Annotated in this window: 23 protein-coding genes; 17 read left to right on the top strand and 6 right to left on the bottom strand. The window is 69.5% G+C overall.

All coding sequences use genetic code 11. The annotated features are described in order from the left end of the window. Window positions 1–166 precede the first annotated feature (166 nt). Complete coding sequence (locus ABD056_RS01955; RefSeq protein WP_343863878.1) at window positions 167–868, bottom strand: winged helix-turn-helix transcriptional regulator; 702 nt, start codon at window positions 866–868, stop codon at window positions 167–169. Window positions 869–929: 61 nt separating this feature from the next. Here ABD056_RS01955 and ABD056_RS01950 point away from each other — a divergent pair, with 61 nt between their 5' ends. Both ABD056_RS01950 and ABD056_RS01945 read left to right on the top strand, forming a co-directional pair. Further along, window positions 930–1,361: a VOC family protein gene (locus ABD056_RS01950; protein ID WP_343863876.1), complete on the top strand. Its 432-nt coding sequence runs from the start codon at window positions 930–932 to the stop codon at window positions 1,359–1,361. Between the two features lie 17 nt (window positions 1,362–1,378). Beyond that, entirely contained in the window at window positions 1,379–1,732 is a 354-nt protein-coding gene (locus tag ABD056_RS01945) for a DUF1428 domain-containing protein (protein ID WP_343863874.1), read from the top strand. 34 nt (window positions 1,733–1,766) lie between these two features. Here ABD056_RS01945 and ABD056_RS01940 read toward each other — a convergent pair whose 3' ends face one another. Beyond that, window positions 1,767–2,627: an N-formylglutamate amidohydrolase gene (locus ABD056_RS01940; RefSeq protein WP_343863872.1), complete on the bottom strand. Its 861-nt coding sequence runs from the start codon at window positions 2,625–2,627 to the stop codon at window positions 1,767–1,769. Then, window positions 2,620–3,294 carry a DUF1028 domain-containing protein gene (locus ABD056_RS01935; protein WP_343863870.1) on the bottom strand — a complete coding sequence of 225 codons (675 nt, stop codon included), beginning with the start codon at window positions 3,292–3,294 and terminating at the stop codon, window positions 2,620–2,622. Before ABD056_RS01935 ends, ABD056_RS01940 begins: the two co-directional genes overlap by 8 nt. Before the next feature lie 123 nt (window positions 3,295–3,417). Here ABD056_RS01935 and ABD056_RS01930 point away from each other — a divergent pair, with 123 nt between their 5' ends. From ABD056_RS01930 to lexA, 10 genes are all read left to right on the top strand, one after another. Further along, window positions 3,418–3,561: a hypothetical protein gene (locus ABD056_RS01930; RefSeq protein WP_343863868.1), complete on the top strand. Its 144-nt coding sequence runs from the start codon at window positions 3,418–3,420 to the stop codon at window positions 3,559–3,561. Window positions 3,562–3,954: 393 nt separating this feature from the next. Continuing rightward, window positions 3,955–4,470 carry a sigma-70 family RNA polymerase sigma factor gene (locus ABD056_RS01925; RefSeq protein ID WP_343863866.1) on the top strand — a complete coding sequence of 172 codons (516 nt, stop codon included), beginning with the start codon at window positions 3,955–3,957 and terminating at the stop codon, window positions 4,468–4,470. Window positions 4,471–4,687: 217 nt separating this feature from the next. After that, on the top strand, window positions 4,688–6,013 hold the full coding sequence (locus ABD056_RS01920; protein WP_343863864.1) for a diguanylate cyclase domain-containing protein: 1,326 nt from the start codon (window positions 4,688–4,690) through the stop codon (window positions 6,011–6,013). A 24-nt stretch (window positions 6,014–6,037) separates the two neighbouring features. Further along, window positions 6,038–6,688, top strand: a complete 651-nt coding sequence (locus ABD056_RS01915) for a DsbA family oxidoreductase (RefSeq protein ID WP_343863862.1) — start codon at window positions 6,038–6,040, stop codon at window positions 6,686–6,688. Window positions 6,689–7,119: 431 nt separating this feature from the next. Beyond that, entirely contained in the window at window positions 7,120–7,938 is an 819-nt protein-coding gene (locus tag ABD056_RS01910) for an undecaprenyl-diphosphate phosphatase (protein ID WP_343863860.1), read from the top strand. Between the two features lie 88 nt (window positions 7,939–8,026). Then, entirely contained in the window at window positions 8,027–8,623 is a 597-nt protein-coding gene (locus ABD056_RS01905) for an anthranilate synthase component II (RefSeq protein ID WP_343863858.1), read from the top strand. Continuing rightward, complete coding sequence (gene trpD, locus ABD056_RS01900) at window positions 8,623–9,675, top strand: anthranilate phosphoribosyltransferase (protein WP_343863856.1); 1,053 nt, start codon at window positions 8,623–8,625, stop codon at window positions 9,673–9,675. The genes ABD056_RS01905 and trpD overlap by 1 nt, the downstream gene beginning before the upstream one ends. Further along, entirely contained in the window at window positions 9,668–10,471 is an 804-nt protein-coding gene (trpC, locus tag ABD056_RS01895; protein WP_343863854.1) for an indole-3-glycerol phosphate synthase TrpC, read from the top strand. The genes trpD and trpC overlap by 8 nt, the downstream gene beginning before the upstream one ends. Before the next feature lie 2 nt (window positions 10,472–10,473). Beyond that, window positions 10,474–10,944, top strand: coding sequence for a cyclic pyranopterin monophosphate synthase MoaC (moaC, locus tag ABD056_RS01890; protein WP_343863852.1), 471 nt, complete (start codon window positions 10,474–10,476; stop codon window positions 10,942–10,944). Window positions 10,945–11,098: 154 nt separating this feature from the next. Then, the gene (lexA, locus tag ABD056_RS01885) at window positions 11,099–11,857 is read left to right on the top strand and encodes a transcriptional repressor LexA (protein WP_343863851.1); all 759 of its coding nucleotides are present in this window, start codon (window positions 11,099–11,101) and stop codon (window positions 11,855–11,857) included. Here lexA and ABD056_RS01880 read toward each other — a convergent pair. Next, the gene (locus ABD056_RS01880) at window positions 11,851–13,890 is read right to left on the bottom strand and encodes a ComEC/Rec2 family competence protein (protein ID WP_343863849.1); all 2,040 of its coding nucleotides are present in this window, start codon (window positions 13,888–13,890) and stop codon (window positions 11,851–11,853) included. The genes lexA and ABD056_RS01880 overlap by 7 nt on opposite strands. Before the next feature lie 350 nt (window positions 13,891–14,240). Here ABD056_RS01880 and gltX point away from each other — a divergent pair, with 350 nt between their 5' ends. Beyond that, a complete protein-coding gene (gene gltX / locus ABD056_RS01875; RefSeq protein ID WP_343863847.1) occupies window positions 14,241–15,650 on the top strand; it encodes a glutamate--tRNA ligase in 1,410 nt (469 codons plus the stop codon). A gap of 68 nt (window positions 15,651–15,718) precedes the next feature. After that, window positions 15,719–17,026: a citrate synthase gene (gene gltA, locus ABD056_RS01870; protein WP_343863846.1), complete on the top strand. Its 1,308-nt coding sequence runs from the start codon at window positions 15,719–15,721 to the stop codon at window positions 17,024–17,026. Window positions 17,027–17,688: 662 nt separating this feature from the next. Here gltA and dnaE read toward each other — a convergent pair. After that, complete coding sequence (gene dnaE, locus ABD056_RS01865) at window positions 17,689–21,174, bottom strand: DNA polymerase III subunit alpha (protein ID WP_343863844.1); 3,486 nt, start codon at window positions 21,172–21,174, stop codon at window positions 17,689–17,691. A 185-nt stretch (window positions 21,175–21,359) separates the two neighbouring features. Between dnaE and ABD056_RS01860 the strand changes: the two genes are divergently transcribed. The 3 genes from ABD056_RS01860 (at window position 21,360) to ABD056_RS01850 (ending at window position 24,693) form a co-directional block, all read left to right on the top strand. Next, window positions 21,360–23,096: a methyl-accepting chemotaxis protein gene (locus ABD056_RS01860; protein WP_343863842.1), complete on the top strand. Its 1,737-nt coding sequence runs from the start codon at window positions 21,360–21,362 to the stop codon at window positions 23,094–23,096. A 155-nt stretch (window positions 23,097–23,251) separates the two neighbouring features. After that, window positions 23,252–24,262, top strand: a complete 1,011-nt coding sequence (locus ABD056_RS01855) for a c-type cytochrome (protein WP_343863840.1) — start codon at window positions 23,252–23,254, stop codon at window positions 24,260–24,262. Between the two features lie 95 nt (window positions 24,263–24,357). Further along, on the top strand, window positions 24,358–24,693 hold the full coding sequence (locus tag ABD056_RS01850) for a DUF3253 domain-containing protein (RefSeq protein ID WP_343863839.1): 336 nt from the start codon (window positions 24,358–24,360) through the stop codon (window positions 24,691–24,693). On the opposite strand, the gene ABD056_RS01845 is transcribed toward ABD056_RS01850, so the two are convergent. Then, entirely contained in the window at window positions 24,611–25,582 is a 972-nt protein-coding gene (locus tag ABD056_RS01845; protein WP_343863837.1) for a DMT family transporter, read from the bottom strand. The two genes, ABD056_RS01850 and ABD056_RS01845, sit on opposite strands and share 83 nt — an antisense overlap. Between the last annotated feature and the right edge of the window lie 35 nt (window positions 25,583–25,617).

The following is a 25,617-nucleotide window of genomic DNA, read 5'->3' as shown; positions in this document are numbered from 1 at the left end:
CGTGTGACCCTCCGTGTTGATGTGCCGTCATGTTGCAACACAGCATTTCACACAGCAAGGTCGCTTCATGTGAAAATTTGCAAACCTGAAAACTGAGTAAAGCCTCTCAGGCACATGTCGAAAATGTTGCAAAGCCGCGGCAGTGGCCGGGCCGGTGGGGCGGCTGTCAGCCCGCCTCCACCTTCGGCGGCAGCGGGAACAGGGTGGCGAGCCAGTCGGCTACCCCTCGGTCGCCGGTGATCGTCACCGCCCCTGCCCGCTCAAGCTCCGCCCAGGGCTGGCCGCCGTAGATGGCGGCCGCGAGCGATCGCGCCTCGCCGGTCAGCACCACATCGGCGGTCGCCAGGTCCTCGGCCGGCTGCAGGTCGAGGCCGTCGGGGCCGATGACGGCGAGATAGCTCTCCCGCCCCACCCGGAAGCCGACCCGACCGCTGCGGCCGGCGGCACGGGTGGCGGCGAACATGGTGCGCAGGCTCAGCACGAACGAGGCGGTGCTGAAGGGAGCCGTCGGATCATGCAGCGGCGACCGCACCGCCCAGCGGCCGAGCGCCTGGAAGATCGGCTCCGCCTCCAGCCCCCACGGCGTGAGGGCATAGACGCGCGTGGAGGCCGGCGGCGGCAGGGTGCGGCGCTCGACGACGCCCACCGCCTCCAGCCCCTCCAGCCGCTGGGTGAGCACGTTGGCGCTGATGCCGGGCAGCCCCGCCCGCAGGTCGCTGAACCGCTTGGGTCCGGTCATCAGCTCGCGCATCACCAGAAGCGCCCACCGCTCCCCCACCAGATCAAGCGCATGGGCGGCGGCGCAGGCGTCATCATAACGGCGGCGGAAGGCCGCGGCATCTTCGTTGGTTACTTTTTCTGACTTCATGGTTGTTTTTTGTAACTCACCGTGGCAGCCTGCTCAAGGTCAAACGGCACAGGAGGACACCATGCCGAGGATGATCTTCGTGAACCTGCCCGTCTCCGACCTGGGACGGGCCATATCATTCTACGAGGCGATGGGGGCAACCCTGAACCCCAAGTTCACCGATGACACCGCCGCCTGCATGGTTTTTTCCGAGGCCATCCACGTCATGCTGCTGACCGAGGCGAAATTCCGCACCTTCACGCCGAAGGCGGTCGCGGAGGCCCGCAGCAGCACCGAAGTCCTCGTCTGCCTGTCGGTCGACAGTCGGCAGATGGTCGACGACACCCTGGCCGCCACCGCAGCGGCCGGCGGCCGGGCCGATCCGGGGCCCAGGCAGGACTACGGCTTCATGTACATGCGCAGCGTCGAGGACCCCGACGGCCACATCTGGGAGATCCTGTGGATGGACCCGGCGGCCGCCGAAGCCGGCTGCCCCGAAGCAACCCACGCCTGACAGAGAGGATGCGGACGATGACCTACGTTGACGGGTTTGTGCTGGCCGTGCCCACGGCCAACAAGGAGGTCTACCGCCAGCATGCCGAGGCGGCGGCGGCGGTGTTTCGCGAGCATGGCGCCCTGAAGCTGGTGGAATGCTGGGGCGACGACGTGCCGGAGGGCAAGGTGACCTCCTTCCCCATGGCCGTGAAGCGCAACGACGACGAGACGGTGGTGTTCTCGTGGATCCTGTGGCCCTCGCGCGAGGTGCGCGATGCCGGGATCAAGAAGGTGATGGAAGACCCGCGCCTGCATCCCGACACCAACCCCATGCCGTTCGACGGCCAGCGGATGATCTATGGCGGCTTCGAAATGATTGTCGACGTCTGACGGTCCGCCGCCGTTTCCGCCGGCCTCCGCCGCCTCAGGCGCCGTGCCGGCGGGCATGGGCGCATACTTCCCGCGCCAGATCCCCCAGGTCCGCCTGCAGACGGTCGAAGCCGGCGTGCGGGGCAAGGGTCGTCAGGTCCATGTAGAGGGCCCGGTTGATCTCGATCTGCAGGCTGTGGCGGCCCTCCTGCGGGCGGCCGTGGCGGGCGACGATCCAGGCCCCCTGGTAGGGGTCGTTGATCGCCACCGAATATCCCAGGTCACGCAGCACCGTTGCCACCAGGGCGGTGAAGGCGGGCTCGCAGCTGCGCCCGCCGCGGTCGCCCAGGACCATGTCGGCGCGCCGGCAGCCGGGATCGGGCGACAGGGCATCGCCCACCGGCAGCATGGAATGGCAGTTCAGGTGCCAGACCCGGCGCCATCCCTCGCCGGCACGGCTCAGGGCCTGCTCCAGCGCCGTATGATAGGGACGCCAGCAGCGGTCGATGCGCCCCTGCACCTCCGCCACCGACAGCCGGCGGTCGTAGATCGGCGTGCCGTCGCCGAGGGTCCGGAAGACCAGCCCGATGCCGTGGCGGCTGTGACCGCCGGGGTCGACCCTCCCCGGCCATGGACCATCGAGCAGGTCGGGGTCGATGTCGGCGATATCGCGGTTGGGGTCGATGTAGGTGCGGGCGAAGCCGGCGGTGACGAGCCACGCCCCATGCTCCGGCGCCCGCGCGATCAGGCGGTCGACATGGCGATCCTCGCCGCCCTGCAACTGCCGGAGCGGCAGGGCGGGGCGGAAGTCAGCGGGGTAGTGGCGGCCGCTGTGGGGGCTGTCGAACACCACCGGCGCCGGTGTTGACGAGGCTACGGGCGGTCGGCAGTCGACCATGGCGACGTCGTCAGGCATCGTCCTCTCCCGCCTCGCCGGCCGGGTTGGCGCGGGTGGGCATCTTTTTGATGTGCGGCAGCAACTGGTCGCGGAAGATGTCGTGCAGGCGATGCAGCTCGACCACCGGACGCTCGTGCTGATCGACCCGGATGTCCCACAGCGGGTACTCCTCGGTGTCCATGATGTAGATGGTTGCCGACTGCTCGCCCTTGGTGTCGCCACCGCTCTCCACCCCCGCCTCCAGCGCCGCCAGGAAACGTTCGGCCAGCGGCAGGGCGCGGTCGGCCAGGAAGGCGGCGGCCATGGCCTCCAGCACGTGCGGCCCGGCAAGGCGATTGCCCTGCACGCTGAACCCCTCGCCCGCCAGCGATCCGGCCCAGTCGGGGCAGTCGGGGCCGGTCCAGGCGCTGGTGCGTCCGGCGGCGTCCACCACCGCCATCTGGCGGGTGGCGATGCGCGGATCGTCGCGGCACAGGCGCTCCACCACCTCCGCCGCCGTCAGCCCGGCCGCCAGATGCCGCAGCCCGTCGATGCCGAGGTAGGGGTTGAGCCGCGCCTGTGTCGCCACCGCCCCCAGCCCCGCCCGCGCATGGGTCAGCAGCTTGCCGACAGCCGGCATGGCGGTGGCGGCGGCAACCCCGATCTGGCCGGAGCGCGGACAGCGGGCGACGAGGGAAAAGGTCATGGCGGCGGCGTCCTCCTGGGTGGCTCTCCCCGGGCAACGCCACCCGGCGGGAGGCTGTTGCGCCGGTCGTCGTAGCCTCGATTCGGAGGAATCGACAGCGCCTTCACGGGACCGAGCGGTCAGGTGCATTACCCGCTCGACTACAAGGTGGAGCTGCCCTATCGCCACAAGCTCATGGCCATGCGCCAGCGCCGGCGGGAGGCAGCCGGGGCGGAGGCGCCGCTGTCCGCCGCCATGGCCGCGCCGGTCAAGACGGCCGCCGAATAACCCCGCTCAGCCGTCTTCCGCCGGCTTGCAACGGCCGCCCCAGCCCTGGGGCGGCCGTTGTTTTTTCCGCCCGGCGTCGGAGACCCTTACACCCTCTTTATGGCCGGCGCGCCGCCTTTACACGGGCTGCGGACGACGCCCCAAGGCGGCGCGCGAGAATGGCTAACTAACTGAAACAAAAAGGCCTTCCCTCCTCCCGGACGGTCCTTGCCAGCGTCCCTCACCCGGCGCCCGAGGGGCCGCCGTGCGAATAACACGCTTTTTATGGATCGGCGGACAAGGCCGCATGGCGGCTTTACGCGCCCTGGGGGCATGCTGCGAGACATGGAGAGCGGCGCAACGGCAACCCGGCCCGCTCGGCAACGGAAAGACACTCGCGAAGGAGTCCTCGGAATGACCAGCAAGGCCGCCATGACCGCTGATCCTGGTACCCAGATCGCGGCGCAGATTCCGGACCTGAAGCGCTACGCCCGGTCTCTTACCCGCACCGAAGACGACGCCAACGACCTGGTCCAGGACTGCGTCGAGCGGGCCATTCTGAAATGGCACCTCTACAAGACCGGCACCAACCTCCGCTCCTGGCTGTTCACCATGATGCGCAACGTGTTCATCAGCCAGAAGCGCCGCGAGGCCGTCGCCAGCCGCTACATGGCGCAGGCCGTCCACGACGATACCATGATCGCCCGCCCGAACCAGATGCACAGCGTCTACCTGAAGGAAACGGTCGAGGCCCTGGACGCGCTCTCCAGCCAGGAACGGGCCGCGGTGCAGATGCTGGGCATTGACGAGATGTCCCACCAGGACGCCGCCGCGCTGAACAACCTGCCGGTCGGCACCATGAAGTCCCGCCTCTCCCGCGGCCGCGCCAACCTGCGCACCGTTCTCCAGATGGCCGAGGGCGACCTGTAAGTATCCTGAGTGCTCCCTGTTCGAGACCCCCTCCCGGGGGAGGCCACCGTGCCTCCCCCGGCTTTTCTTGTGCCGGGCGCTGGTATCCCGGCACCACCACCTTCTCCCCTGCCGCAGTGTTGCCATTCCCGCTGGTGGCGGCGCGCTTTCAGCGGTAGTCTGGGCCGCAGCCGGCCGGCGCGGGGGCGCGCGGGGCAGCCGAGGGGGATACCTGACCATGATTCATCTGGCGAACATTCTGCTGGTGATGGCCGACACGGAAGCGGCGCGGACGCTGCACGCGGCCCTGGTGGCGGAGTCCTTTGCCGGCCCCCTGGTGACCTCCGGCGCCGAGGCCCTGGCCCAGGCCCGCGCCCTGCGTCCCGACGTGGTGGTGGTGGGCGAGCATCCCGCCGACATGACCTCGCTGGCCTGCGCCCGGACCCTCAAGGATCACCCCGAAACCGCCGACATTCCGGTGTTCCTCGTCGGTGCCGACTGGCCGGCGGAGGCCCTGCCGCTGCTGCAGCGGATCGGCGTTGATGACGTGCTGTCGTGGCCGTCGGAGCGGGCCGTGCTCGGGCCCCGCCTGCGGCCGCTGGTGCGCCTGTCCACCATGCGGGCGGAGCTGGAGCATCGCACCGCCGCCGCCGGCCGCTTCGGGCTCGCGGTGTCGGACCATGTCGATGCGCCGGCGGAACGACCGCAGATCCTGGTGGCCGGCACCGAGGCCGATCAGGCGCAGGTGCGCGCCGCCGCCGTTACGGACGCGGAACTGACCAGCGCCGCCACCCTCTATGAAGCTGACGACCTGATGGCGCGCCGCATCTTCGACTGCCTGGTGATCGGCGTCGACGGCAGCCCCGAGCCGGCGCTGGACATCTGCGCCCAGATCCGCCGCAACCCGCGCCTGTTCAACCTTCCCGTCATCCTGCTGCTGCCGACCGAGACGCCGGCGGACGTGGAGCGGGCCTATCTGCTCGGGGCCAGCCTGGTACTGCCGCGGCAGCCGAGTGCGGCGGCGCTGGAATGGGCGCTCGCCACCCTGGTGCGCCGGCAGCAGCGTCGCTGGGCGCTGCGCCGGGCCTTCGACCGCACCCGCTTGCCGGCGCTGCTGTCGGCCGACCTGCCGGAACTGTACACCCGCGACTTCCTGCTCGCCTACCTCAACGGCCGTATCGAGACCGCGCGCCGCCAGGGCAAGCCGCTGACCGTCATCCACTTCGCCTTCGGCGGCGTCGCCCGCATCGAGGAAGAGTTCGGCTCCGCCGCCGGCAATCACCTGCGCCAGCAACTCGGCCAGTGGATCACCAGCCTGGTGCGGGCGGAGGATCTGGCCGCCCACCTGGGCGGCGCCCGCTTCGCCGTCGCCCTGCCCGACACGCCGCTGGAGGAAGCGCAGATCGTCATGCACCGCATCGCCGGCGTGATCGGCTACACCGACTTCGCCGTTCAGGACGTATACCAGGTGGTGAAGGTCTGGCCCCACGTCGGCGCCGCCGCCTGGAGCGAGGCGGACACCGCCGCGTCCCTGCTGGAGCACGCGGAAGCCGCTGCCGACTAGCTCAAGGACGTCCGCCGAGGCCCCATGCGCATCACCATCGTCTTCGACACCGTCTGCCCGTGGTGCTTCATCGGCAAGCGCCGGCTGGAGCGGGCGCTGCGCAGCCGGCCGGAGGTGCGACCGGAATTCGGCTGGCAGCCGTTCCTGCTCAACCCCGAACTGCCGCCGGAGGGGACGGACCGCTCGCTGTACCTGGAGCGCAAGTTCGGCGGCCGCCAGCGGGTGGACCGCATGTATGACGCCCTGGTCGGGGCCGGGCGCATCGAGGGCATCGACTTCAGCTTCGACCGCATCCGCCGCACCCCCAACAGCCTGAACAGCCATCGCCTGATCCAGATGACCCCGGTGGGCGTGCAGCCGGCGCTGGTGGATGCCCTGTTCGTCGCCTACTTCACCTATGGCCGCGACATCGGCGACCCCTCCGAACTGGCCGCCATCGCCGGCGATCACGGTCTGGACGATGACGAGATCTACCGCCGCCTGATGACGGAATCCGGCGCCAATGCCGTCTACGCCGCCAACGCCCGCAGCCATCGCATGGGCATCAACGGCGTGCCGTGCTTCATCTTCAACGACCGCTTCAGCATGGCCGGCGCGCAGGAACTGGAAGTGCTGATGCGCATGGTCGACCTCGCCGCCGAAACCGACGCTCCGGCGCCGGTGAGCCAGGTTTGACCGCCTGCCGGGGCCGGATTCACCACCAAGACACCAAGACACAAAGGGGGCAGTGGCGCTTTGGCTACTGCCGGGGGCTGCTTGTGGCCGACGGGCGGCGGTTGGCGGCGGTTTCTCTACTAGTAGAAGCGCTTTTCCGACGCGGACGGCGCCGGTTCCGGCCGCCGGGCGCGCGCCGCTAGAGTCCTTTCATTGCTGGCTTAGCTGCCTTATGTTCCTGCGTTTCCCGTGTTTCACGGACCAAAAGCCTAGGACCATTGTCCTCTACCGCTCCGCTGGACATCTACTAGTAGACAAGGCCGTGAAACAGTGTGGAACACGGCAGCTTTCTGCCCTTTTCGGCGAGGGGGCGGCGCATCTTTTGGCGGCGTTGCTTTCCCGCGGGCGCCGACGCATCATCCGGCCACCTGATCCCGCCGCCGGAGCCGATCGTGACCAGCACCGTGGACACCACCCTGCTTGCCGCCCTGCTGGGGTTCGTGGAGGGGCTGACCGAGTTCATTCCCGTCTCCTCCACCGGCCATCTGGTGCTGCTGGTGGACCTGCTGAAGTTCCCCTCGCCGCCCGGCAAGACCTTTGAGGTGGTGATCCAGCTCGGCGCCATCCTGGCCGTCTGCCTGCTGTTCTGGCCGCGCCTGTGGCGGGCGGCGACGGGCATGTTCGTCTGCCCGCGCGAGCGCGCCTTCGTGCGCAACATCACCATCGCCTTCCTGCCGGCCATGGTGATCGGCGCCATCGCCTACCAGGGCATCAAGGCGCTGCTGGGGGCGCCGGTGGTGGTTGCGGTGGCCCTGATCCTGGGCGGTGTCGCCATCCTGCTCATCGAACGGGCGAGGAAAGTGCCGAAAGTCCATGCCGTGGAAGATTTTTCCTGGCGGCTGGCGCTGCGAATCGGGATCTTCCAGTGCCTCGCCATGGTGCCCGGCGTGTCCCGCTCCGGCGCCACCATCATGGGGTCGCTGCTGGTGGGGGTGGAGCGTCGGACGGCGGCGGAGTTCTCCTTCTTCCTCGCCATCCCCACCATGCTGGGGGCGACCGTCTATTCGCTGTACAAGGCCCGCGGCGACCTGGATTTCAGCGACATGAGCCTGATCGCGACGGGCTTCATCACCGCGTTTCTGACGGCGCTGGTGGTGATCAAGGTGGCGCTCGGCTTCATCAGCCGGCACGGCTTCGCGCCCTTCGCGTGGTACCGCATCGCCGTCGGCACCGTCATGCTGGTGCTGCTGCTGGGCGGTAACGCCGCCTGAGCACCGCCCCGACGCCCCGCATTTCTTGACGCGCCGCGCCGGGCTTGCCATCTTCGCCCGAACGAACCGGGACCAAGGCGGGCGACGCATGTACCTGTTGATCGACAACTACGACAGCTTCACCTACAACCTCTGGCACTACCTGGGCGAGCTGGGAGCCGAGGTGGAGGTGCGCCGCAACGACGCCCTGACCGCCGCCGAGGCGCTGGCCATGCAGCCGCAGGGGGTGATCCTGTCGCCCGGCCCGTGCGACCCCGACCGCGCCGGCGTCTGCCTGGGCCTGATCGCCGCCGCCGCCGAGACCCGGGTGCCGCTGTTCGGCGTCTGCCTCGGCCACCAGGCCATCGGCCAGGCCTTCGGCGGCACCGTGGTGCGGGCGCCGCAGCCCATGCACGGCAAGGTCTCCGACATCACCCACACCGCCGCCGGCGTGTTCGCCGGCCTGCCGAGCCCGTTCCGGGCCACCCGCTACCATTCGCTGGTGGTGCGCCGCGACGACCTGCCCGCCTGCCTGACCGTGACCGCCTGGACCGACGACGGCCTCATCATGGGCCTGCAGCATGCCGATCTGCCGATCCACGGTGTGCAGTTCCACCCGGAAAGCATTGAAAGCGAACACGGACACCGCCTGCTGCGCAACTTCCTGGAGGCCGCCGGCGGCACCCCGTCGCGGAAGGCCGCCTGATGTCCAGCGACCTCATGAAGGAGGTGATCGCCACCGTCGCCACCGGCGCCGCCCTGTCGGAGGCCGATGCCGAACGGGCGTTCGAGGTGATCATGTCCGGCGCCGCCACGCCCAGCCAGATCGGCGCCTTCCTCATGGCGCTGCGGGTGCGCGGCGAGACGGTGGAGGAAATCACCGGCGCCGCCCGCATCATGCGCGCCAAGGCCGCCCGCATGGAGGCCCCGGCCGGCGCCCTTGATACCTGCGGCACCGGCGGCGACAGCAGCGGCACCTTCAACATCTCCACCTGCGCCGCCATCGTCATCGCCGCCTGCGGCGTGCCGGTGGCCAAGCACGGCAACCGCGCCGCCAGTTCCAAGTCGGGCTCGGCCGACGTGCTGCAGGCGCTGGGCGTTGACCTGGACGCGCCGCACGAGCGGGTGGAACAGGCCATGCGCGAGGCCGGCATCGGCTTCATGATGGCGCCGCGCCACCATTCCGCCATGCGCCACGTCGGCCCGACGCGCACCGAGCTTGGCACCCGCACCATCTTCAACCTGCTCGGCCCGCTGGCCAATCCGGCGGAGGCGAAACGGCAGGTGCTCGGCGTCTTCGCGCACCGCTGGGTGGAGCCGGTGGCGCAGGTGCTCGGCCGCCTCGGCAGCGAACGGGCCTGGGTGGTGCACGGCTCCGACGGGCTCGACGAACTGACCACCACCGGCGCCTCCTTCGTGGCGGAGCTGAAGGACGGCCGCGTCACCTGCTTCGAGGTGACGCCGGAAGATGCCGGCCTGCGCCGCTGCGCCCCGGAAGACCTGAAGGGCGGCGATGCCGAAACCAACGCCGCCGCCATCCGCGACGTGCTGGCCGGCCGCCCCGGCGCCTACCGCGACATCGTGCTGCTGAACGCCGCTGCCGGGCTGGTGGTGAGCGACCGCGCCGCCGCCCTGCGCGACGGCGTGGCCCAGGCCGCCGCCGCCCTTGACACAGGCAAGGCCGCCGCCACCCTCGACCACATGATCCGCATCACCCGCGGCGAACCCCAGACGGAAACGGAGACCGCCGGTGTCTGACGTGCTGCAGAAGATCCTTGCCACCAAGCGCGAGGAGGTCGCCGCCCGCCGCGCCGCGGCGCCGCTGGCCGCCGTCGAGGCGCGGGCCGCCGAGCAGGCGCCGGCCGGCGCCTTTGCCGCCGCCCTCGACGGCAGCGTCGCCGCCGGCCGCCTCGCCCTCATCTGCGAGATCAAGAAGGCGTCGCCCTCCGCCGGGCTGATCCGGCCGGACTTCGATCCCGCCACCCTTGCCCGCGCCTACGAGGCCGGCGGCGCCTCCTGCCTGTCGGTGCTGACCGACGAGCAGTACTTCCAGGGCGCCGACAGCTTCGTCGCCGCCGCCCGCGATGCCTGCGGCCTGCCGGTGCTGCGCAAGGACTTCCTCATCGACCCCTATCAGGTGGCCGAGGCCCGCGCCATCGGCGCCGACTGCATCCTCATCATCATGGCCGCGCTGTCCGACGCCCAGGCCGCCGAACTGGAGGATGCCGCCGACCGCCACGGCCTCGACGTGCTGATCGAGGTGCATGACGAGGCGGAGATGGAGCGGGCGCTGACGGTGCTGCGCTCGCCGCTGCTAGGGGTCAACAACCGCAACCTCAAGACCCTCACCATCGACCTCGCGGTGACCGAGCGGCTGGCCGCCATGGTGCCCGAGGGCCGCGTGCTGGTGGCCGAGAGCGGCCTCAAGACCAACCGCGACCTCGCCCGCATGGTGGCTGCCGGCGCCCGCCGCTTCCTCATCGGCGAAAGTCTGATGAAGCAGCCGGACGTCGCCGCCGCCACCCGCGCCCTGCTGCAGCCGGTCGAGGCGTGAGCATGGGCGGCTTCACCCACTTCGACGCCGCCGGCAATGCCGTCATGGTCGACGTCTCCGACAAGGCGGAGACGGAGCGCGTGGCGGTCGCCCGCGGCCGCATCGAGATGCAGCCGGAAACCGCCCGGCTGATCGCCGACCACGGCGTCAAGAAGGGCGACGTGCTGGCGGTGGCGCAGCTGGCCGGCATCATGGGCGCCAAGCGCACGCCCGACCTCATCCCCCTCTGCCACCCGCTGGCCCTGACCAAGGTGACCGTCGACCTGGAGCTGGCCGGCGACGGCATCGACATCACCGCCACCTGCAAGCTCAAGGGCCGCACCGGCGTGGAGATGGAGGCGCTGACCGCCGTTTCCGTCGCCGCCCTGACGGTCTACGACATGTGCAAGGCGGTCGATCGCGGCATGCGCATCACCGACATCCGACTCGTCAGCAAGAGCGGCGGCAAATCCGGCGACTGGGCCGCGCCCTGATGGCCCTGCCGCGGCCGCCCGGGCTGCGGAGTCGCGCGGATTTTCAGGTTTTTCACTTGACGGCAGGGGACGAACCAAACTAGAACAACCAAAGATCGTTTCGTCTTTGTTCCCAGTCCCTTTCTGCAGCCGCCTGAGCCGGGAGTCTTGCCTCATGCTGACGAGGAAGCAGTACGAACTCTTGATGTTCATCGAGAAACGGCTGCGCGCCACCGGCGTCTCCCCCAGCTTCGACGAGATGAAGGATGCCCTCGACCTCAAGTCGAAGTCGGGCATCCACCGGCTGATCACCGGGCTTGAGGAACGCGGCTTCATCCGCCGCCTGCCCCACCGCGCCCGGGCGCTGGAAGTGCTGCGCCTGCCGGAGAACATCGGCGGCCCGCGCGCCGGCCTGGACGTCCCCGCCCCGCAGCCAGCGGCGCCGCAGCTGGCCCTGGCGGCGGCGACGGCGGAGGAGCCGCGCGGCTTCCAGCCCAACGTCATCCGCGGCCACTTCGCCCCGCTCCCCGGCACCGCCACCACCACGGCGGAAGCGGTGGATCTGCCGCTCTACGGCAAGATCGCCGCCGGCACGCCCATCGAGGCGCTGCGCGACACCACCACCACCGTGCCGGTGCCCGGCAGCCTGATCACCGGCGGCGAGCATTACGCCCTGACGGTGGAAGGGGACTCCATGATCGAAGCCGGCATCCTGGACGGCGACACGGTCATCATCCGCCGCTGCGAGACCGCCGAGAACGGCGCCATCGTCGTCGCCCTGGTGGACGCCCAGGAAGCGACGCTGAAGCGCCTGCGCCGCAAGGGCTCCTCCATCGCGCTGGAGCCGGCCAACGCCAAGTACGAAACCCGCGTCTTCGGCCCCGACCGGGTGCAGATCCAGGGCCGGCTGGTCGGCCTGCTGCGCCACTACTGAGGCCGCTCGGCACCGCTGTCTCCGGCGGCCTCCGTTCGCAGGCCGTCGCGATAGTGGCGGAAGGGTGACCACGGGCGGCCGCCCATGCTGGCCGCCACCGTCTCCACCCGCGGCTGCGGCCCGAGCCAGATGGCATGGGCGCCCTGGCGCCACAGGGCGCGGCGGTCGATGACCGCCAGGGCGTGGTCGCACCAGCGGGTGACGCTGATGCTGGCGACGATGACGTCGGCGGCCCAGCAATCCTCCGGCAGCGCCGCCGGGTCGCGCACCAGGGCGGTGGCCAGGCCGCGCGCCCGGTAGATGCAGCCGGCGGCATCGCAGGCCAGGTGCGGCGGGCTTTCGAGGGTGAAGGGCACCGCCGGGCCGGTGGCGCCGCCGCTCTTCGGCCACGGCACCGGGTCGAGGGCGCCGAACCGTTCCTGCCACAGGTCGCGGGCAAAGCCGTCGGAGCGGCCGGGGGAGAGGATCAGCCCGCCGCCCGGGCCGCGCACCGCCATCACCGATCCCTCGTCGTTCACCAGGATGTCCGGCCCCGGCCACCACCAGGCGCTGGAGAAGGCCACCGCCGCCGCCACCAGTCCGGCCAGCCGCCACGGTCGCCGCCACAGACACAGCCACAGGCCGCCGAGGGCCACTCCGGCCAGACCCCAGGCGGGCAGCGGCGGCACCTGCCGGGTGGCGCCGGGCCAGGCGGCCACCGTCTCCGCCACCCAGGAAACCGCCGCCAGCCCCTGCCCCATCGCCCACAGCGGCACTCCCTCCAGCCCCAGCGGCATGGCGAGCAGGCCGACGATCCCCGCCGGCATGACCACCGCGCTCACCACCGGCATGGCGGCCAGATTGGCGGCCAGGGAATGCACCGCGACGGTGTTGAAGTGATAGGCGGCAAACGGCGCCGTCGCCAGCGAGGCGAGAACCGTCGAAGCCATCAGCCCGTCGACGTAGACCGCCGCCGTGCGCAGCCAGCGCCGCCCTGCCCGGCCGCGACTGCGCCACGCCGACAGGCGCGGCGCCAGCAGCTCGTACCCGGCCACCAGCGCCGTGACGGCGGCGAAGGACATCTGGAAGCTCGGCCCGACCAGCACCTCCGGCTGGGTCAGCAGCACGGCCAGGGCCGCCCACGCCAGGGTGCGCAGCGAGATGGCAGTGCGGTCCACCAGCACCGCCGTCAGCACGATGGCGGTCATGATGAAGGCGCGCTGGCTCGGCACCGCCGCGCCGGACAGCACCACATAGAACGCCGCCGCCAGCAGCGCGCCGGCCGCGGTCAGCTTCTTCACGTCCCAGCGCAGCGCCACTGCCGGTACCATGGCCAGCAGCGCCCGCACGCCGACGAACACCAGCCCGGCCGCCAGGGTCATGTGCAGGCCGGAGATGGACAGCAGGTGCGCCAGACCGGAGTCGCGGTAGGCCTGCAGGGTCGCCTCGGGGATGGCGGCGCGGGCGCCGGTGACCAGGGCGGCGGCGATGTCTCCCTCCGGGCCGGGAATGGCGGCCCCCAGCCGCGCCGCCACCGCCGCCCGCAGGCGCTGCACCGCCGCCGCCACGTCGCCGCCTTCGGCCGGGGCCAGAATCTCCGCCGGTGCGACCGTGTACCCCACCGCCCCCAGCCGGTCGAACCACGCCTGCCGCGGGAAGTTGAAGCCGCCCGGCGCGCTGGGGGCCGGCGGCGGCATCAGCACCGCCCGCAGCCGCACCGTTTCGCCCGCCTCCGGCACCGGCCCGGCGCCGCGCAGGGTCACCCGCACCGTGGCCGGCAGCCGCGCCGGCGACAGACGCTCCACCGACACCGGCGCGACCGTCAGCCGCAGGCCGTTGCCCTTGTCCTCCACCAGCCGCACGGTGCCAGTCACCGCGACCGGCCCCAGCTGCTGCGACAGCACCGGCGCCGCCACCAGATGGCTGCGCAGTTGTGCCGCCGCGAATCCCCCCGTCACCGCCACCAGGCCGAGCAGCAGCGCCACCGCCGCGGGTGCCCGGCGCCATGCTGCGGCGACGGCGGCCAGTGTTAAGATCAGTGCCGCAAATCCCACCCATGCGGGTGGCTCATGAAAGAGGGCGAAATAACCCCCCACGCCGCTTCCGAAGGCCACCGGCAGCCACAGCACCCAGCGCTCGCGATCGGCCGCCAGATCGTTCAGCGGAGATGGCAAAAAGGCACGCCAAGGCGTTGCCAGATCGCGGATTTTCCGTTTATCTGGAAGGGCTGAGGCGGCCCCGTCCGGCCGCAGCGGAAGATACTCCGTCGCCTCCACCAGATTCCTCATGCTGCAAGCGCGCACGGAGTATGATACAAGGACGCGCGCCTGACAGAAACCGTCCGCTTCCCCCGGCGGTGCGGGTCGGATCCGCCAACTCTAAAGAATAGGCCAGAAGCGAGTTCATGACGGTCGTAACGCGATTCGCCCCGTCCCCCACGGGGTACCTGCACATCGGCGGCGCGCGCACCGCGCTGTTCAACTGGCTGTATGCCCGCCACACCGGCGGCAAGTTCCTGCTGCGCATCGAAGACACCGACCGCGCCCGCTCCACCGACGATGCCACCGCCAAGATCTTCCAGGGCCTGGAGTGGCTGGGGCTGGATTGGGACGAGGAGCCGGTGCACCAGTTCGCCCGCGCGCCCCGCCATGCCGAAGTCGCCCGCCAGCTGCTGGCCGAGGGCAAGGCCTACTACTGCTATGCCTCGCCGGAGGAACTGGACGAGATGCGCGCCGCGCAGCGCGCCGCCGGTCAGCCGATCCGCTATGACGGCCGCTGGCGCGACCGCGACCCGGCCGAGGCGCCGGCCGGCGTGCCGGGCGTCATCCGCCTGAAGATGCCGCAGGACGGGTCCACCGTCATCCCCGACATGGTGCAGGGCGAGGTTCACGTCGCCAACAGCCAGCTGGACGACATGGTGCTGCTGCGTGCCGACGGCACGCCCACCTACATGCTGTCGGTGGTGGTCGACGACCACGACATGGGCATCACCCACATCATCCGCGGCGACGACCACCTGACCAACACCTTCCGCCAGTACCAGCTGTACCAGGCCATGGGCTGGCAGGCGCCGCAGTTCGCCCACATCCCGCTCATCCACGGCTCCGACGGCGCCAAGCTGTCCAAGCGCCATGGGGCGCTGGGGGTCGAAGCCTACCGCGACATGGGCATCCTGCCCGAAGCCATGCGCAACTACCTGCTGCGCCTCGGCTGGGGCCACGGCGACGACGAGATCATTCCGACCGACAAGGCCGTCGAGTGGTTCGACATCGTCGACGTCGGCCGCTCGCCGTCGCGCATGGACATGGACAAGCTGCACAACCTCAACGGCCACTACATCCGCGAGGCGGACGACGACCGCCTGACCGCCCTGGTGGCCGAGTTCCTGGCGGAAAACCACGGCCTGACGCTGGACGAGGCGGCCCGCGGCATGCTGCGGCGGGCCATGAAGGACCTCAAGCCGCGCGCCAAGACCCTGGTAGAAATGGCCGACGGCGCCGCCTTCCTGTTCCGCGCGCGGCCGCTGCCGGTGGACGAGAAGGCCGCCAAGATCCTGGCCGACGGCGGGCGCGCCATGCTGCGCGCCATGCTGCCGGCCCTCGAAACGCTGGAGTGGACGACCGCCGCCCTGGAAGAGCACGCCCGTCAGGCCGCCGAGGCCGCCGGCGTCAAGCTCGGCAAGGTCGCCCAGCCGCTGCGAGCCGCGCTGTCCGGCTCCACCGTCTCGCCGCCGATCTTCGAAGTGATGGAGATCCTGGGGCGCGACGCTTCCCTGGCCCGCATCCGCGATGCCGTGGACCAAGACGCACAGTAAAGAAAAAAGGCCGTCAAAAACGGTGACAGCCCGAAAGTTTCAGGGAAAATCTTCGAACGGAGAACAAGATGACTGATGCCGGCAAGAAAAACACGGTCACGGTAACGGACAACAAGAACGGGAAGACCTTTGACTTCCCGATCATGGGAGGTTCCACCGGGCCGGATGTCGTCGACATTCGCAAGTTCTATGCCGACACCGGCATGTTCACCTACGACCCGGGCTTCACCTCCACCGGTTCGTGCGAATCGAAGATCACCTACATCGACGGCGACAACGGCATCCTGCTGCACCGCGGCTATGCCATCGAAGACCTCGCCGAGAACTGCGATTTCATGGAAGTCGCCTACCTGCTGCTGAAGGGCGAACTGCCGAACGAGCAGCAGAAGACCAAGTTCGAGTTCGACATCACGCACCACACCATGGTGCATGAGCAGCTGACCAAGTTCTACTCCGGCTTCCGCCGCGACGCCCACCCGATGGCCGTCATGTGCGGCGTCGTCGGCGCCCTGTCGGCGTTCTACCACGACTCGCTGGACATCAACGACCCGCACCACCGCATGGTGGCCAGCTACCGCCTGATCGCCAAGATGCCGACCATCGCGGCCTGGGCGTACAAGTACTCGGTCGGCCAGCCGTTCATGTACCCGAAGAACGACCTGCGCTATGCCGCTGATTTCCTGCGCCTGATGTTCGCCACGCCGTGCGATGACTGGGTCGAGAACCCGGTCCTGTCGCGCGCCATGGACCGCATCCTGATCCTGCACGCCGACCACGAGCAGAACGCCTCGACCTCCACCGTCCGTCTGGCCGGTTCGTCGGGCGCCAACCCGTTCGCCTGCATCGCCGCCGGCATCGCCTCGCTGTGGGGGCCGGCCCATGGCGGCGCCAACGAAGCCGTGCTGAAGATGCTGACCGAGATCGGCGACAAGAAGAACATCCCCGAGTTCGTGAAGCGCGCCAAGGACAAGAACGATCCGTTCCGCCTGATGGGCTTCGGTCACCGCGTCTACAAGAACTACGACCCGCGCGCCAAGATCATGGCCAAGACCTGCCATGAAGTGCTTGAGGTGCTGGGCGTGAAGGACGAGCCGCTTCTCGAAATCGCCATGGAGCTGGAGAAGATCGCGCTCGAAGACGAATACTTCGTCGAGAAGAAGCTGTACCCGAACGTCGACTTCTACTCGGGCATCATCTTCCGCGCCATGGGCATTCCGGTGAGCATGTTCACCTGCCTGTTCGCCCTCGCCCGCACCACCGGCTGGATCGCCCAGTGGAACGAGATGATCGAGGACCCGCACCAGAAGATCGGCCGTCCGCGCCAGCTGTACACCGGCCACACGAAGCGCGACTTCGTGCCGATGAGCAGCCGCTGATCGACCACGGATCTGCTGATGTGACGACGACGGCGCAGGGGCTAAGGCTCCTGCGCCGTTTTCTTGTTCGGGCGGGGGTTTGGGCCACCAAGACACCAAGTACGCCAAGAGGTTGTGCTGACGGTGCCGCGGTGCGTTGGGCCTCGGGGGCTTTTTAACCACCAAGGCACAAAGGCACCAAGAGGCTGTGCTGACGGCCGGGCCGCGCGCTGATCCGCTCGTGGAGGGAGCGTGAGGGAGGCTCGCCTCCCTCACAATCATTCACGCGCAGCGGGAAGGCTTGGTGTCTTGGTGCCTTGCTGAGGTGCCGCCAGGGGGCTTTTGAACCACGAAGGCACAAAGGCACCAAGAGGTCGTGCTGACGGCGAGGCCACGCGCTGATCAACTCCCGGAGGGAGCGTGAGGGAGGCTCGCCTCCCTCACAATCATTCCCGCGAAGCGGGAAGGCTTGGTGCCTTGGTGCCTTGCTGAGGTGCCGCCGGCGCGATGTTGAACCACCAAGACACGAAGGCAAAGAGGCCGTGCTGACGGACGGGCCGCGCGCCGATCTACTCGTGGAGGGAGTGTGAGGGAGGCGAGCCTCCCTCACACTCATTCCCGCGCAGCGGGAAGGCTTGGTGTCTTGGTGGTTCAAAAAACCCACCGCCACCGCCGCCCCCGGATCACACCTCCACCACGTCCAGCACGCCGGGGGTGTTGCGCAGCGCGCCGATGGTTTGGGCGGAGAGCTGGAAGGTGCGATTGAACTCCACCTCCACCGAATGGTCGTCCAGTTCCGCCACCAGGACGATGCGGCCGTTGCCGGGGCCGTCGCGGCTGATGATCTGCTTCAGGCGCTCCACCGGCTCGGGGTCGACGAGGTGGACCATGATCTTCTTGGCGGAGCGCGCTGCCACTTCCTCCAGGTCTTCCACCGCCTTGGCGCCCAGGCGCACCTGTTCGCCGTCGAGGCGCGCGTCCATGGTCACCAGCACCGGCTTGCCGCTTTCCAGCAGCTCGCGCGAGGCCTTCAGCACCTCGGAGAAGAACATGGCCTCGAAGGTGCCGCCGGCGTCGGACAGGGTGACGAAGGCATAGCGGCTGCCGTTCTTGCCCACCCGCTCCTTCCGGCCGCCGACCGAGCCGGCCATCTTCACCGGGTTGGCGCCGCCGTTCTTGAGGTAGGTCACCAGGTCCGACGACTTCACCACCGACAGGCGCTTCAGCGTGCGGTCGAAGGTGTCGAGCGGGTGCGCCGACAGGTAGAAGCCGATGGCGCCCAGTTCGTTCTCCAGCTTTTCCATGGAGGTCCAGTCGGGCACCTTGGGCAGCACCAGCGGCGGCGCTCCCTGCGCTCCACCGCCGAACAGGCTCACCTGGCTCGACGCCCGTTCCTCGGCCGCCGCCTGGGCGTGGCGCATGATGGTCTCGATGGCGGCGAAGGTCTGGCCGCGGTTGCGGTTGAGGCAGTCCAGCGCCCCGGCCCGCACCAGGTTTTCCAGCAGCCGCTTGTTCACCGCCTTGGTGTCCAGGCGGCGGGCGAAGTCGGCCAGATCCTTGAACGGGCCGTTGCGGCGGCGTTCCTCGACGATCACCTCCATGGCCTGGGCGCCGACGTTCTTGATGGCGGCCAGGGCATAGCGCACCGCGCCCTTCTCCACCGCGAACAGCACCTCCGACCGGTTGATGTCGGGCGGCAGCAGCTCGATCTTCAGACGCCCCAGCTCGGCCTTGAAGCTTTCCAGCTTCTCGGTGTTGTGCATGTCGTAGGTCATGGTGGCGGCCATGAACTCGACCGGATAGTTGGCCTTCAGGTAGGCGGTCTGATAGGCGACAAGGGCATAGGCGGCGGCGTGCGACTTGTTGAAGCCGTAGCCGGCGAACTTGGCGATGGTGTCGAAGATCTCCGACGCCTTCTCGCGGGCGATGCCGCGGGCCTCGGCGCCGTCGCAGAACATGGCCCGCTGCTGGTCCATCTCCTCCTTGATCTTCTTGCCCATGGCGCGGCGCAGCAGGTCGGCGCCGCCGAGGGAGTAGCCGGCCAGCACCTGGGCGGCCTGCATCACCTGTTCCTGGTAGATCATGATCCCGTAGGTTTCCTTCAGGATCGGCTCCAGGTCGGGGTGCATGTACTCCACCACCTCCTCGCCCTGCTTGCGGCGGATGTAGGAGGGGATGTTGTCCATGGGGCCGGGGCGGTAGAGCGCCACCACGGCGATGATGTCTTCCAGGCAGTCGGGCTTCAGCTTGGTCAGCACGTCGCGCATGCCCGTGCTTTCCAGCTGGAACACGCCGGCCGTCTCGCCGCGCGCCAGGATCTGGTAGGACTTGGGCTCGTCCAGCGGCAGGGCGGAGATGTCGAGGTTCGTCCCGTGCTGTTCGCGCACGTGCTTCACGGCGGTGTTGATGACCGTCAGGGTCTTGAGGCCGAGGAAGTCGAACTTCACCAGCCCCGCCTGCTCCACCCACTTCATGTTGAACTGGGTGACCGGCATGTCGGAGTGCGGATCGCGGTAGAGCGGCACCAGCTCGTCCAGCGGCCGGTCGCCGATCACCACGCCGGCGGCATGGGTGGAGGCGTGGGAATACAGCCCCTCCAGCTTCAGCGCCAGGTTCAGCATGTTGCCGACCTGCGGGTCGCTGTCGCGCAGGTCGGCCAGCTGCGGTTCCTGCTCCAGCGCCTGGGCCAGCGTCACCGGGTTGGCCGGGTTGTTGGGGATCATCTTGCAGATCTTGTCGACGTAGCCGAGCGGCATCTCCAGCACGCGGCCGACCGAGCGCACCACGGCGCGGGCCTGCAGCTTGCCGAAGGTGATGATCTGCGCCACGCGGTCGCGGCCGTATTCCTTCTGCACGTAACGGATCACCTCTTCGCGGCGGTCCTGGCAGAAGTCGATGTCGAAGTCGGGCATGCTGACGCGCTCGGGGTTCAGGAACCGCTCGAACAGCAGCTGGAAGCGCAAGGGGTCGAGGTCGGTGATCGTCAGCACCCAGGCGACCAGCGAGCCGGCGCCCGAGCCGCGGCCCGGCCCGACGGGGATGTCGTGGTCCTTGGCCCACTGGATGAAATCGGCCACGATCATGAAGTAGCCGGGGAACCCCATCTTGATGATGACGTTCAGCTCGAACTCCAGCCGCTCCCAGTAAGGCTTTGCGACGGCGGTTTTTTCCTCATCCGTCATGCCCGGCGTGAAGACGTGGACGTGCAGGCGCTTGCGCAGGCCTTCCTCGGCCAGCTCGCGCAGCGCCTCGTCCTCGGTGCGGTCGCCCGCCTTGGGGCTGCGCGGCAGGATGGGCTTGCGCTTTTCCACCATGACGGCGCAGCGCCTGGCGATGACGAGCGTGTTGTCCGCCGCTTCCGGCAGGTCCTTGAACAGCTCCCGCATCTCCGCCGGGCTCTTGAAATAGTGCTCCGGCGTCAGGCGGCGGCGGTTGGTGTGGGACAGGAAGCTCTTTTCCGCCATGCAGATGAGGGCGTCGTGCGCCTCGTACATCTCGCGCTTGGGGAAGAAGCACTCGTTGGTCGCCACCAGCGGCAGGTCGAGCTTGTAGGCGAGGTCGATGAAGCCGGGTTCGGTCAGGTCTTCCCGCTCCATGCCGTGGCGCTGGATCTCGACATAGAGGCGGCCGGGGAAGATCTCGGCCAGGGTGCGCAGGCAGGTCTCGGCGTGTTCGGTCTGGCCGTCGAGCAGCATGCGGCCGACCGGGCCCAGCGGCCCGCCGGTCAGGCAGATGAGGCCGTCGCCGTGGGCGCGCAGGGCGTCCAGGCCCACCTGCGGCGCCTCCACCCCCTCCGTCTCCAGGAAGGCCTTGGAGACGATCTTCAGCAGGTTCTGGTAGCCGTCCGGGTTCTGCGCCAGCAGCACCAGCTCGTCCGGGTCGGGCTGGCGGACCTCGCGGGCGCCGAAGCCGTTGCCCTGCTCCGCCTTGCGCCGCAGGGCGACCTGGCAGCCGATCACCGGCTGCACTCCGGCATCGGCGCAGCCGACTGAAAACTCCAGGCCGCCGAAGATGTTGCGGCTGTCGGTGATGGCGACCGCCGGCATGCCCATCTCCTTGCAGAGCTTGGGCAGCGCCTTGGTCGAGATGGCGCCCTCCGACATGGAATAGGCGGTGTGGACGCGCAGGTGGACGAAGCTGGCGGCGGCGGCGATGGCGGTGTCGGTCATGATGGAGCGACCATAGCAGAGGATGCGGCTGCGGCGGGAGGGGGCTTCGCGGCCTTTCCACCCGCCGTCAAAAACGGAATTTCCGATTAATTTTGTGGGAGATCCAGGTTGGACGCGATCACGTATCCAGGCGGATAGTCACTAATCCCATTTCCAAGGCCGAAGGGCCCGCCGGAGGACCGTCCATGACCATTGCCAGCGCCGCGTCGCCTGCGGCACCCGGAGCGGAGGCAAGCCGCCGCTCCCTCTCCATCGCCGGCCGCCAGATCATCGCCTTTTCCGTCGTGCTGCTGCTGATGGTGGCGCTGACCGCCATCGCCGCCGTCCAGGTGAACAAGATTAGCGCCAGCCTGACCGAGATCAGCGACGTCAACGGCGTCAAGCAGCGCTTCGCCATCAACTTCCGTGGCAGCGTCCACGACCGCGCCATCGCCCTGCGCGACGTCGTGCTGGTGGAGGATGCGGAACTGCCGGCGGTGCTGGCCGACATCGACCGGCTGGCCGCGTTCTATCAGGAGGCGGCGACGGCGCTGGATGCCATGTTCGCGTCCATGGACGTGCCGGCGGAGGAACGCGCCCTGCTGGCCGCCATCAAGGAGACCGAGGCCCGCACCATGCCGCTCATCGCCCGCGTCATCGCCAGCCGACGCAGCGGCGACGTGGCGGCGGCCGATGCGCTGCTGATGGCCGAGGCGCGACCGGCCTTCGTGGAGTGGCTGGCGCGCATCAACGCCTTCATCGACCTGCAGGAGAGCAAGACCCAGGCGACCTCCGACGACACCCGCGCGGTCGCCGGCGACTTCGTGGCGCTGATGCTGACGCTGTGCCTGGTCGCCCTGGCGGTTGCGGCGGCCTTCGCCCTGTGGAACATCCGCGCCGTGCGTCCGCTGCGCGACGTGACGCGGGTGATGCTGCGGCTGGCCGACGGCGACCTGCAGGTGGCGGTGCCGGCGGTGCGCAGCGGCGACGAGGTGGGGGACATCGTCCACGCCCTCGGCACCTTCAAGGCCAATGCCCAGGAACGGGAGCAGATGCGGGCCCGCGAAATGGCCGACCGCGAGCGTCAGGCCGAGCGCGCCCGCCGCATGGACCAGCTGACGTCGGAGTTCGAAACCGCCGTTTCCGGCTTGCTCGGCGCCGTCAGCGGCTCGGTGCAGACCCTCAACAGCACCGCCACCACCCTCGCCGGCTCCGCCCAGCAGACCAACACCCGTGCCGTTGCCGCCGCCGATGCCGCCGCCGCGGCCACCGGCAATGCGGAAACCGTCGCGGCCGCCACCGACCAGCTCAACCAGTCCATCCGCGAGATCGCCAGCCGGGTGGCCGAATCCACCCAGGTGGCGGCCCGCGCCGAGCAGCAGGCGCGGTCCACCAACGCCACCATGACCGGCCTGTCCGCCGCCGCCGACAAGATCGGCGAGGTGGTGAAGCTGATCAACGACATCGCCAGCCAGACCAACCTTCTCGCCCTCAATGCCACCATCGAGGCGGCACGCGCCGGCGATGCCGGCAAGGGATTCGCCGTGGTAGCCAACGAGGTCAAGGCTTTGGCCTCGCAGACCGCCCGCGCCACCGAGGAAATTGCGGAACACATCGCCTCCGTCCAGGCGGAGGCCGGGCTCGCCGTCGCCGCCACGCGGGAGATCGCCCAGACCATCGAGAGCATCGGCGGCATCACCCTCGACATCGCCGAGGCGGTGAAGCAGCAGGGCGCCGCCACCACCGAAATCGCCCGTAACATCCAGGCCGCCGCCCGCGGCACCGGCGAGGCGTCGGAGAACGTGCAGGCGGTGCTGGAAACCGCCCGCCGCACCGATACCGCGTCGGGCGAGGTCTCCGGCGCCGCCCGCGACCTGCAGGACAAGGCCGATACCCTGCATCGGTCGGTGGAGGGCTTCCTGCGGGAAATCCGGCGGGCCTGAGGCGCCGGCACGGCCGGGCGAGGCGGCATTAGGGTAAACCCCAATGGCAATGGTTCTTCTTCCGCTCCTACCATGAGGGCCTGAGACAACGGATCAGCCATCGCCGCCCGCCCGGTCGACAAGAACCGGCGGCGGCGCCCAGGGGAGACACGACCATGTCCCGCATCACCACCGTCGGCGCGGCGGCCCTGTTTGCCGCCGCCACTGCCGCCGCCACCCTCGGCCTTTCGACGACCGCCCTGCCCGCCTTCGCCGCCGAACCGGCGGCGTGGACGGTGCCCGACGTCGACAGCCTGCCGAACGACGTCTACGGCGATTTCGTGCGTCGCGGCCGCACCCTGTTCACCGAAACCTACGCCCACATCGGACCGGAAGTGGCCGACCCGGAAAAGCGCTTCGCCGGCAACAACCTGGCCTGCGGCAGCTGCCATCTGGAGGCCGGCACCCAGAAGTTCGGCATCCCGATGATCGGCGTCTACGCCGACTTCCCGCAGTACCGCGGGCGGGAGAACACCGTCGGCACCATCGAAGGCCGTATCAACGGCTGCATGCAGCGGTCCATGAACGGCAAGTCCCTGCCCCACACCAGCCCGGAGATGCGGGCGATGGTGGCCTACATCGCCTTCATGTCGCGCGGTATTCCGGTCGGCGCCAAGGTGGAGGGGCGGCAGACGCCGGTCTTCAACCCGCCGGAGCGGGCCGCCGACCCGGCCGCCGGCGCCGCCGTCTATGCCGAGCACTGCGCCGCCTGCCACGGCGACGACGGCCTCGGCGTGCGGCGGGGCGAGCCGGGCGATGCCAAGGGTTACGAGTATCCGCCGCTGTGGGGGCCGGATACCTACAACCACGGCGCCGGCATGCACCGGGTGCTGACCGCCGCCGCCTTCATCCAGGCCAACATGCCGCTTGGCACCACCCACGAAGCGCCGCTGCTGACCGATGACGAGGCCTACGACGTGGCGGCCTACATCAACTCCCACCAGCGGCCGATCCGCGAGGGGGTGGAGAAGGACTATCCCGACCTGTCGAAGAAGCCGGTCGACAGCCCCTATGCCCCCTACTACGACGACTTCCCGGCCGAGCAGCACAAGTACGGCCCGTTCCAGCCGCTGATGAAGGCGCAGAAGGAGAAGGCGGCAGCCGCCAAGGCGGCGACCACCAACTGACCGCGCCGGCTTTCTGCCTGCCGTTCCGCCCCGGCCCTTGCGGTCGGGGCGGCGTGCGTTTAGGAATGGCGCTTGATCAGATCCAGAGAGATGCCATGAGTTCCGCCGACGAAACCCGGCCGAAGCGCGACCCGCTCGCCGACCACATCCTCGCCCTGTGCGGCGAGAAGAGCAGCATCCGCCCGGAAGATGCCGCCCGCTCCTACTTCGCCATGCACCGCCGGCCCAAGGACCGCGACGAGGACTGGCGCCGTTACATGGTGCCGGTGAAGCAGCAGATGGTCGCGCTGGCCCGCCAGGGGCTGGTGGAGATCACCCGCAAGGGCGAGGCCCAGGACCCCGACGACTTCAAGGGCCTGGTGCGCATCCGTCTGCCGCTGGGCGAGCGTCCTGCGACCGGCGAAGACGGCGAAGACGACGCGGAAGACTGATCAGCGGCGTGCCGGGGGGCCGCGTCACCAGCGCGATGCCCGCCGCCACCGGCACGATGCCGGCCAGGTCGGTCCACGCCAGCGGCTCCCCGTGCAGCAGCCAGCCGAACAGCAGGCCGAGCGGCGGCAGCGTGAAGTGCCAGGCGCTGGCGGTGGTGGCACTGCCGCGCGCCAGCAGGGCGAACCACGCCAGATAGCCGCCGATGGACGACACCAGCACCATCCAGGCCGTGGCGGCGACGAACTGCGGCGTGACCGCCGGCAGCGTCACCCCCTCCACCAGCCACGCCGCCGGCAGCACCATCAGCCCGCCCAGCAGGCTCTGCAGGCCGGCGTTGGCCAGCAGCGGCAGGCGGCTGTCCAGCGCCTTGAACAGCAGCGTGCCGGTGGTCAGCGCCGCCAGGGCGCCGAAGGTGAACAGCAGCGCCGCCGCATCCTCCACCCCCGCCCCCAGCCGCGACTGCACCACCAGCGCCACCCCGCCGATGCCGAGCGTCAGCCCGACCAGCCGCCGCCCGCTCAGCCGTTCGCCCAGCAGAAGGGCGGCGGCGCCGGCCGTCAGCACCGGGTTGGCGGAGACGATCAGGCTGGTCAGTCCCGATGACACCCGCCCCAGCACCCCGAAGCTGAGGCCGAGGTAAAGCGCCTGGTTGAACAGGGCCAGCACGGCGACCACCGCCAGCGCCCGCCCCGTCAGTCCGCGCAGGTCGCCGCGCCAGCCGGCCCAGGCGACCATCAGCGCCCCCGCCAGCAGGAAGCGCAGGGCGACGAAGGTCAGCGGCGGGCAATCCTCCAGCGCGAAGCGTCCGACCGCGAAGGCGGAACTCCAGATCAGGCAGAACGGAATCACCAGCAGGGCGACGGGCCGGGAACTAGGTGCGGCGGCCATGGCGGCCTCCTTCGGCTGTGGAGTGTCATTCACCC

The sequence above is a fragment of the Caenispirillum bisanense genome, from assembly GCF_039523075.1.
Lineage (GTDB): Bacteria > Pseudomonadota > Alphaproteobacteria > Rhodospirillales > Rhodospirillaceae > Caenispirillum > Caenispirillum bisanense.
This window is presented reverse-complemented; position numbering and strand designations above follow the sequence as displayed.

Excerpts from the sequence above, each read along its gene's own strand:
- ABD056_RS01955 (WP_343863878.1), bottom strand. The coding sequence starts at position 868 with ATGAAGTCAGAAAAAGTAACCAACGAAGATGCCGCGGCCTTCCGCCGC.
- ABD056_RS01950 (WP_343863876.1), top strand. The coding sequence starts at position 930 with ATGCCGAGGATGATCTTCGTGAACCTGCCCGTCTCCGACCTGGGACGG.
- ABD056_RS01945 (WP_343863874.1), top strand. The coding sequence starts at position 1,379 with ATGACCTACGTTGACGGGTTTGTGCTGGCCGTGCCCACGGCCAACAAG.
- ABD056_RS01940 (WP_343863872.1), bottom strand. The coding sequence starts at position 2,627 with ATGCCTGACGACGTCGCCATGGTCGACTGCCGACCGCCCGTAGCCTCG.
- ABD056_RS01935 (WP_343863870.1), bottom strand. The coding sequence starts at position 3,294 with ATGACCTTTTCCCTCGTCGCCCGCTGTCCGCGCTCCGGCCAGATCGGG.
- ABD056_RS01925 (WP_343863866.1), top strand. The coding sequence starts at position 3,955 with ATGACCAGCAAGGCCGCCATGACCGCTGATCCTGGTACCCAGATCGCG.
- ABD056_RS01920 (WP_343863864.1), top strand. The coding sequence starts at position 4,688 with ATGATTCATCTGGCGAACATTCTGCTGGTGATGGCCGACACGGAAGCG.
- ABD056_RS01915 (WP_343863862.1), top strand. The coding sequence starts at position 6,038 with ATGCGCATCACCATCGTCTTCGACACCGTCTGCCCGTGGTGCTTCATC.
- ABD056_RS01905 (WP_343863858.1), top strand. The coding sequence starts at position 8,027 with ATGTACCTGTTGATCGACAACTACGACAGCTTCACCTACAACCTCTGG.
- trpD (WP_343863856.1), top strand. The coding sequence starts at position 8,623 with ATGTCCAGCGACCTCATGAAGGAGGTGATCGCCACCGTCGCCACCGGC.
- moaC (WP_343863852.1), top strand. The coding sequence starts at position 10,474 with ATGGGCGGCTTCACCCACTTCGACGCCGCCGGCAATGCCGTCATGGTC.
- lexA (WP_343863851.1), top strand. The coding sequence starts at position 11,099 with ATGCTGACGAGGAAGCAGTACGAACTCTTGATGTTCATCGAGAAACGG.
- gltX (WP_343863847.1), top strand. The coding sequence starts at position 14,241 with ATGACGGTCGTAACGCGATTCGCCCCGTCCCCCACGGGGTACCTGCAC.
- gltA (WP_343863846.1), top strand. The coding sequence starts at position 15,719 with ATGACTGATGCCGGCAAGAAAAACACGGTCACGGTAACGGACAACAAG.
- dnaE (WP_343863844.1), bottom strand. The coding sequence starts at position 21,174 with ATGACCGACACCGCCATCGCCGCCGCCGCCAGCTTCGTCCACCTGCGC.
- ABD056_RS01860 (WP_343863842.1), top strand. The coding sequence starts at position 21,360 with ATGACCATTGCCAGCGCCGCGTCGCCTGCGGCACCCGGAGCGGAGGCA.
- ABD056_RS01855 (WP_343863840.1), top strand. The coding sequence starts at position 23,252 with ATGTCCCGCATCACCACCGTCGGCGCGGCGGCCCTGTTTGCCGCCGCC.
- ABD056_RS01850 (WP_343863839.1), top strand. The coding sequence starts at position 24,358 with ATGAGTTCCGCCGACGAAACCCGGCCGAAGCGCGACCCGCTCGCCGAC.
- ABD056_RS01845 (WP_343863837.1), bottom strand. The coding sequence starts at position 25,582 with ATGGCCGCCGCACCTAGTTCCCGGCCCGTCGCCCTGCTGGTGATTCCG.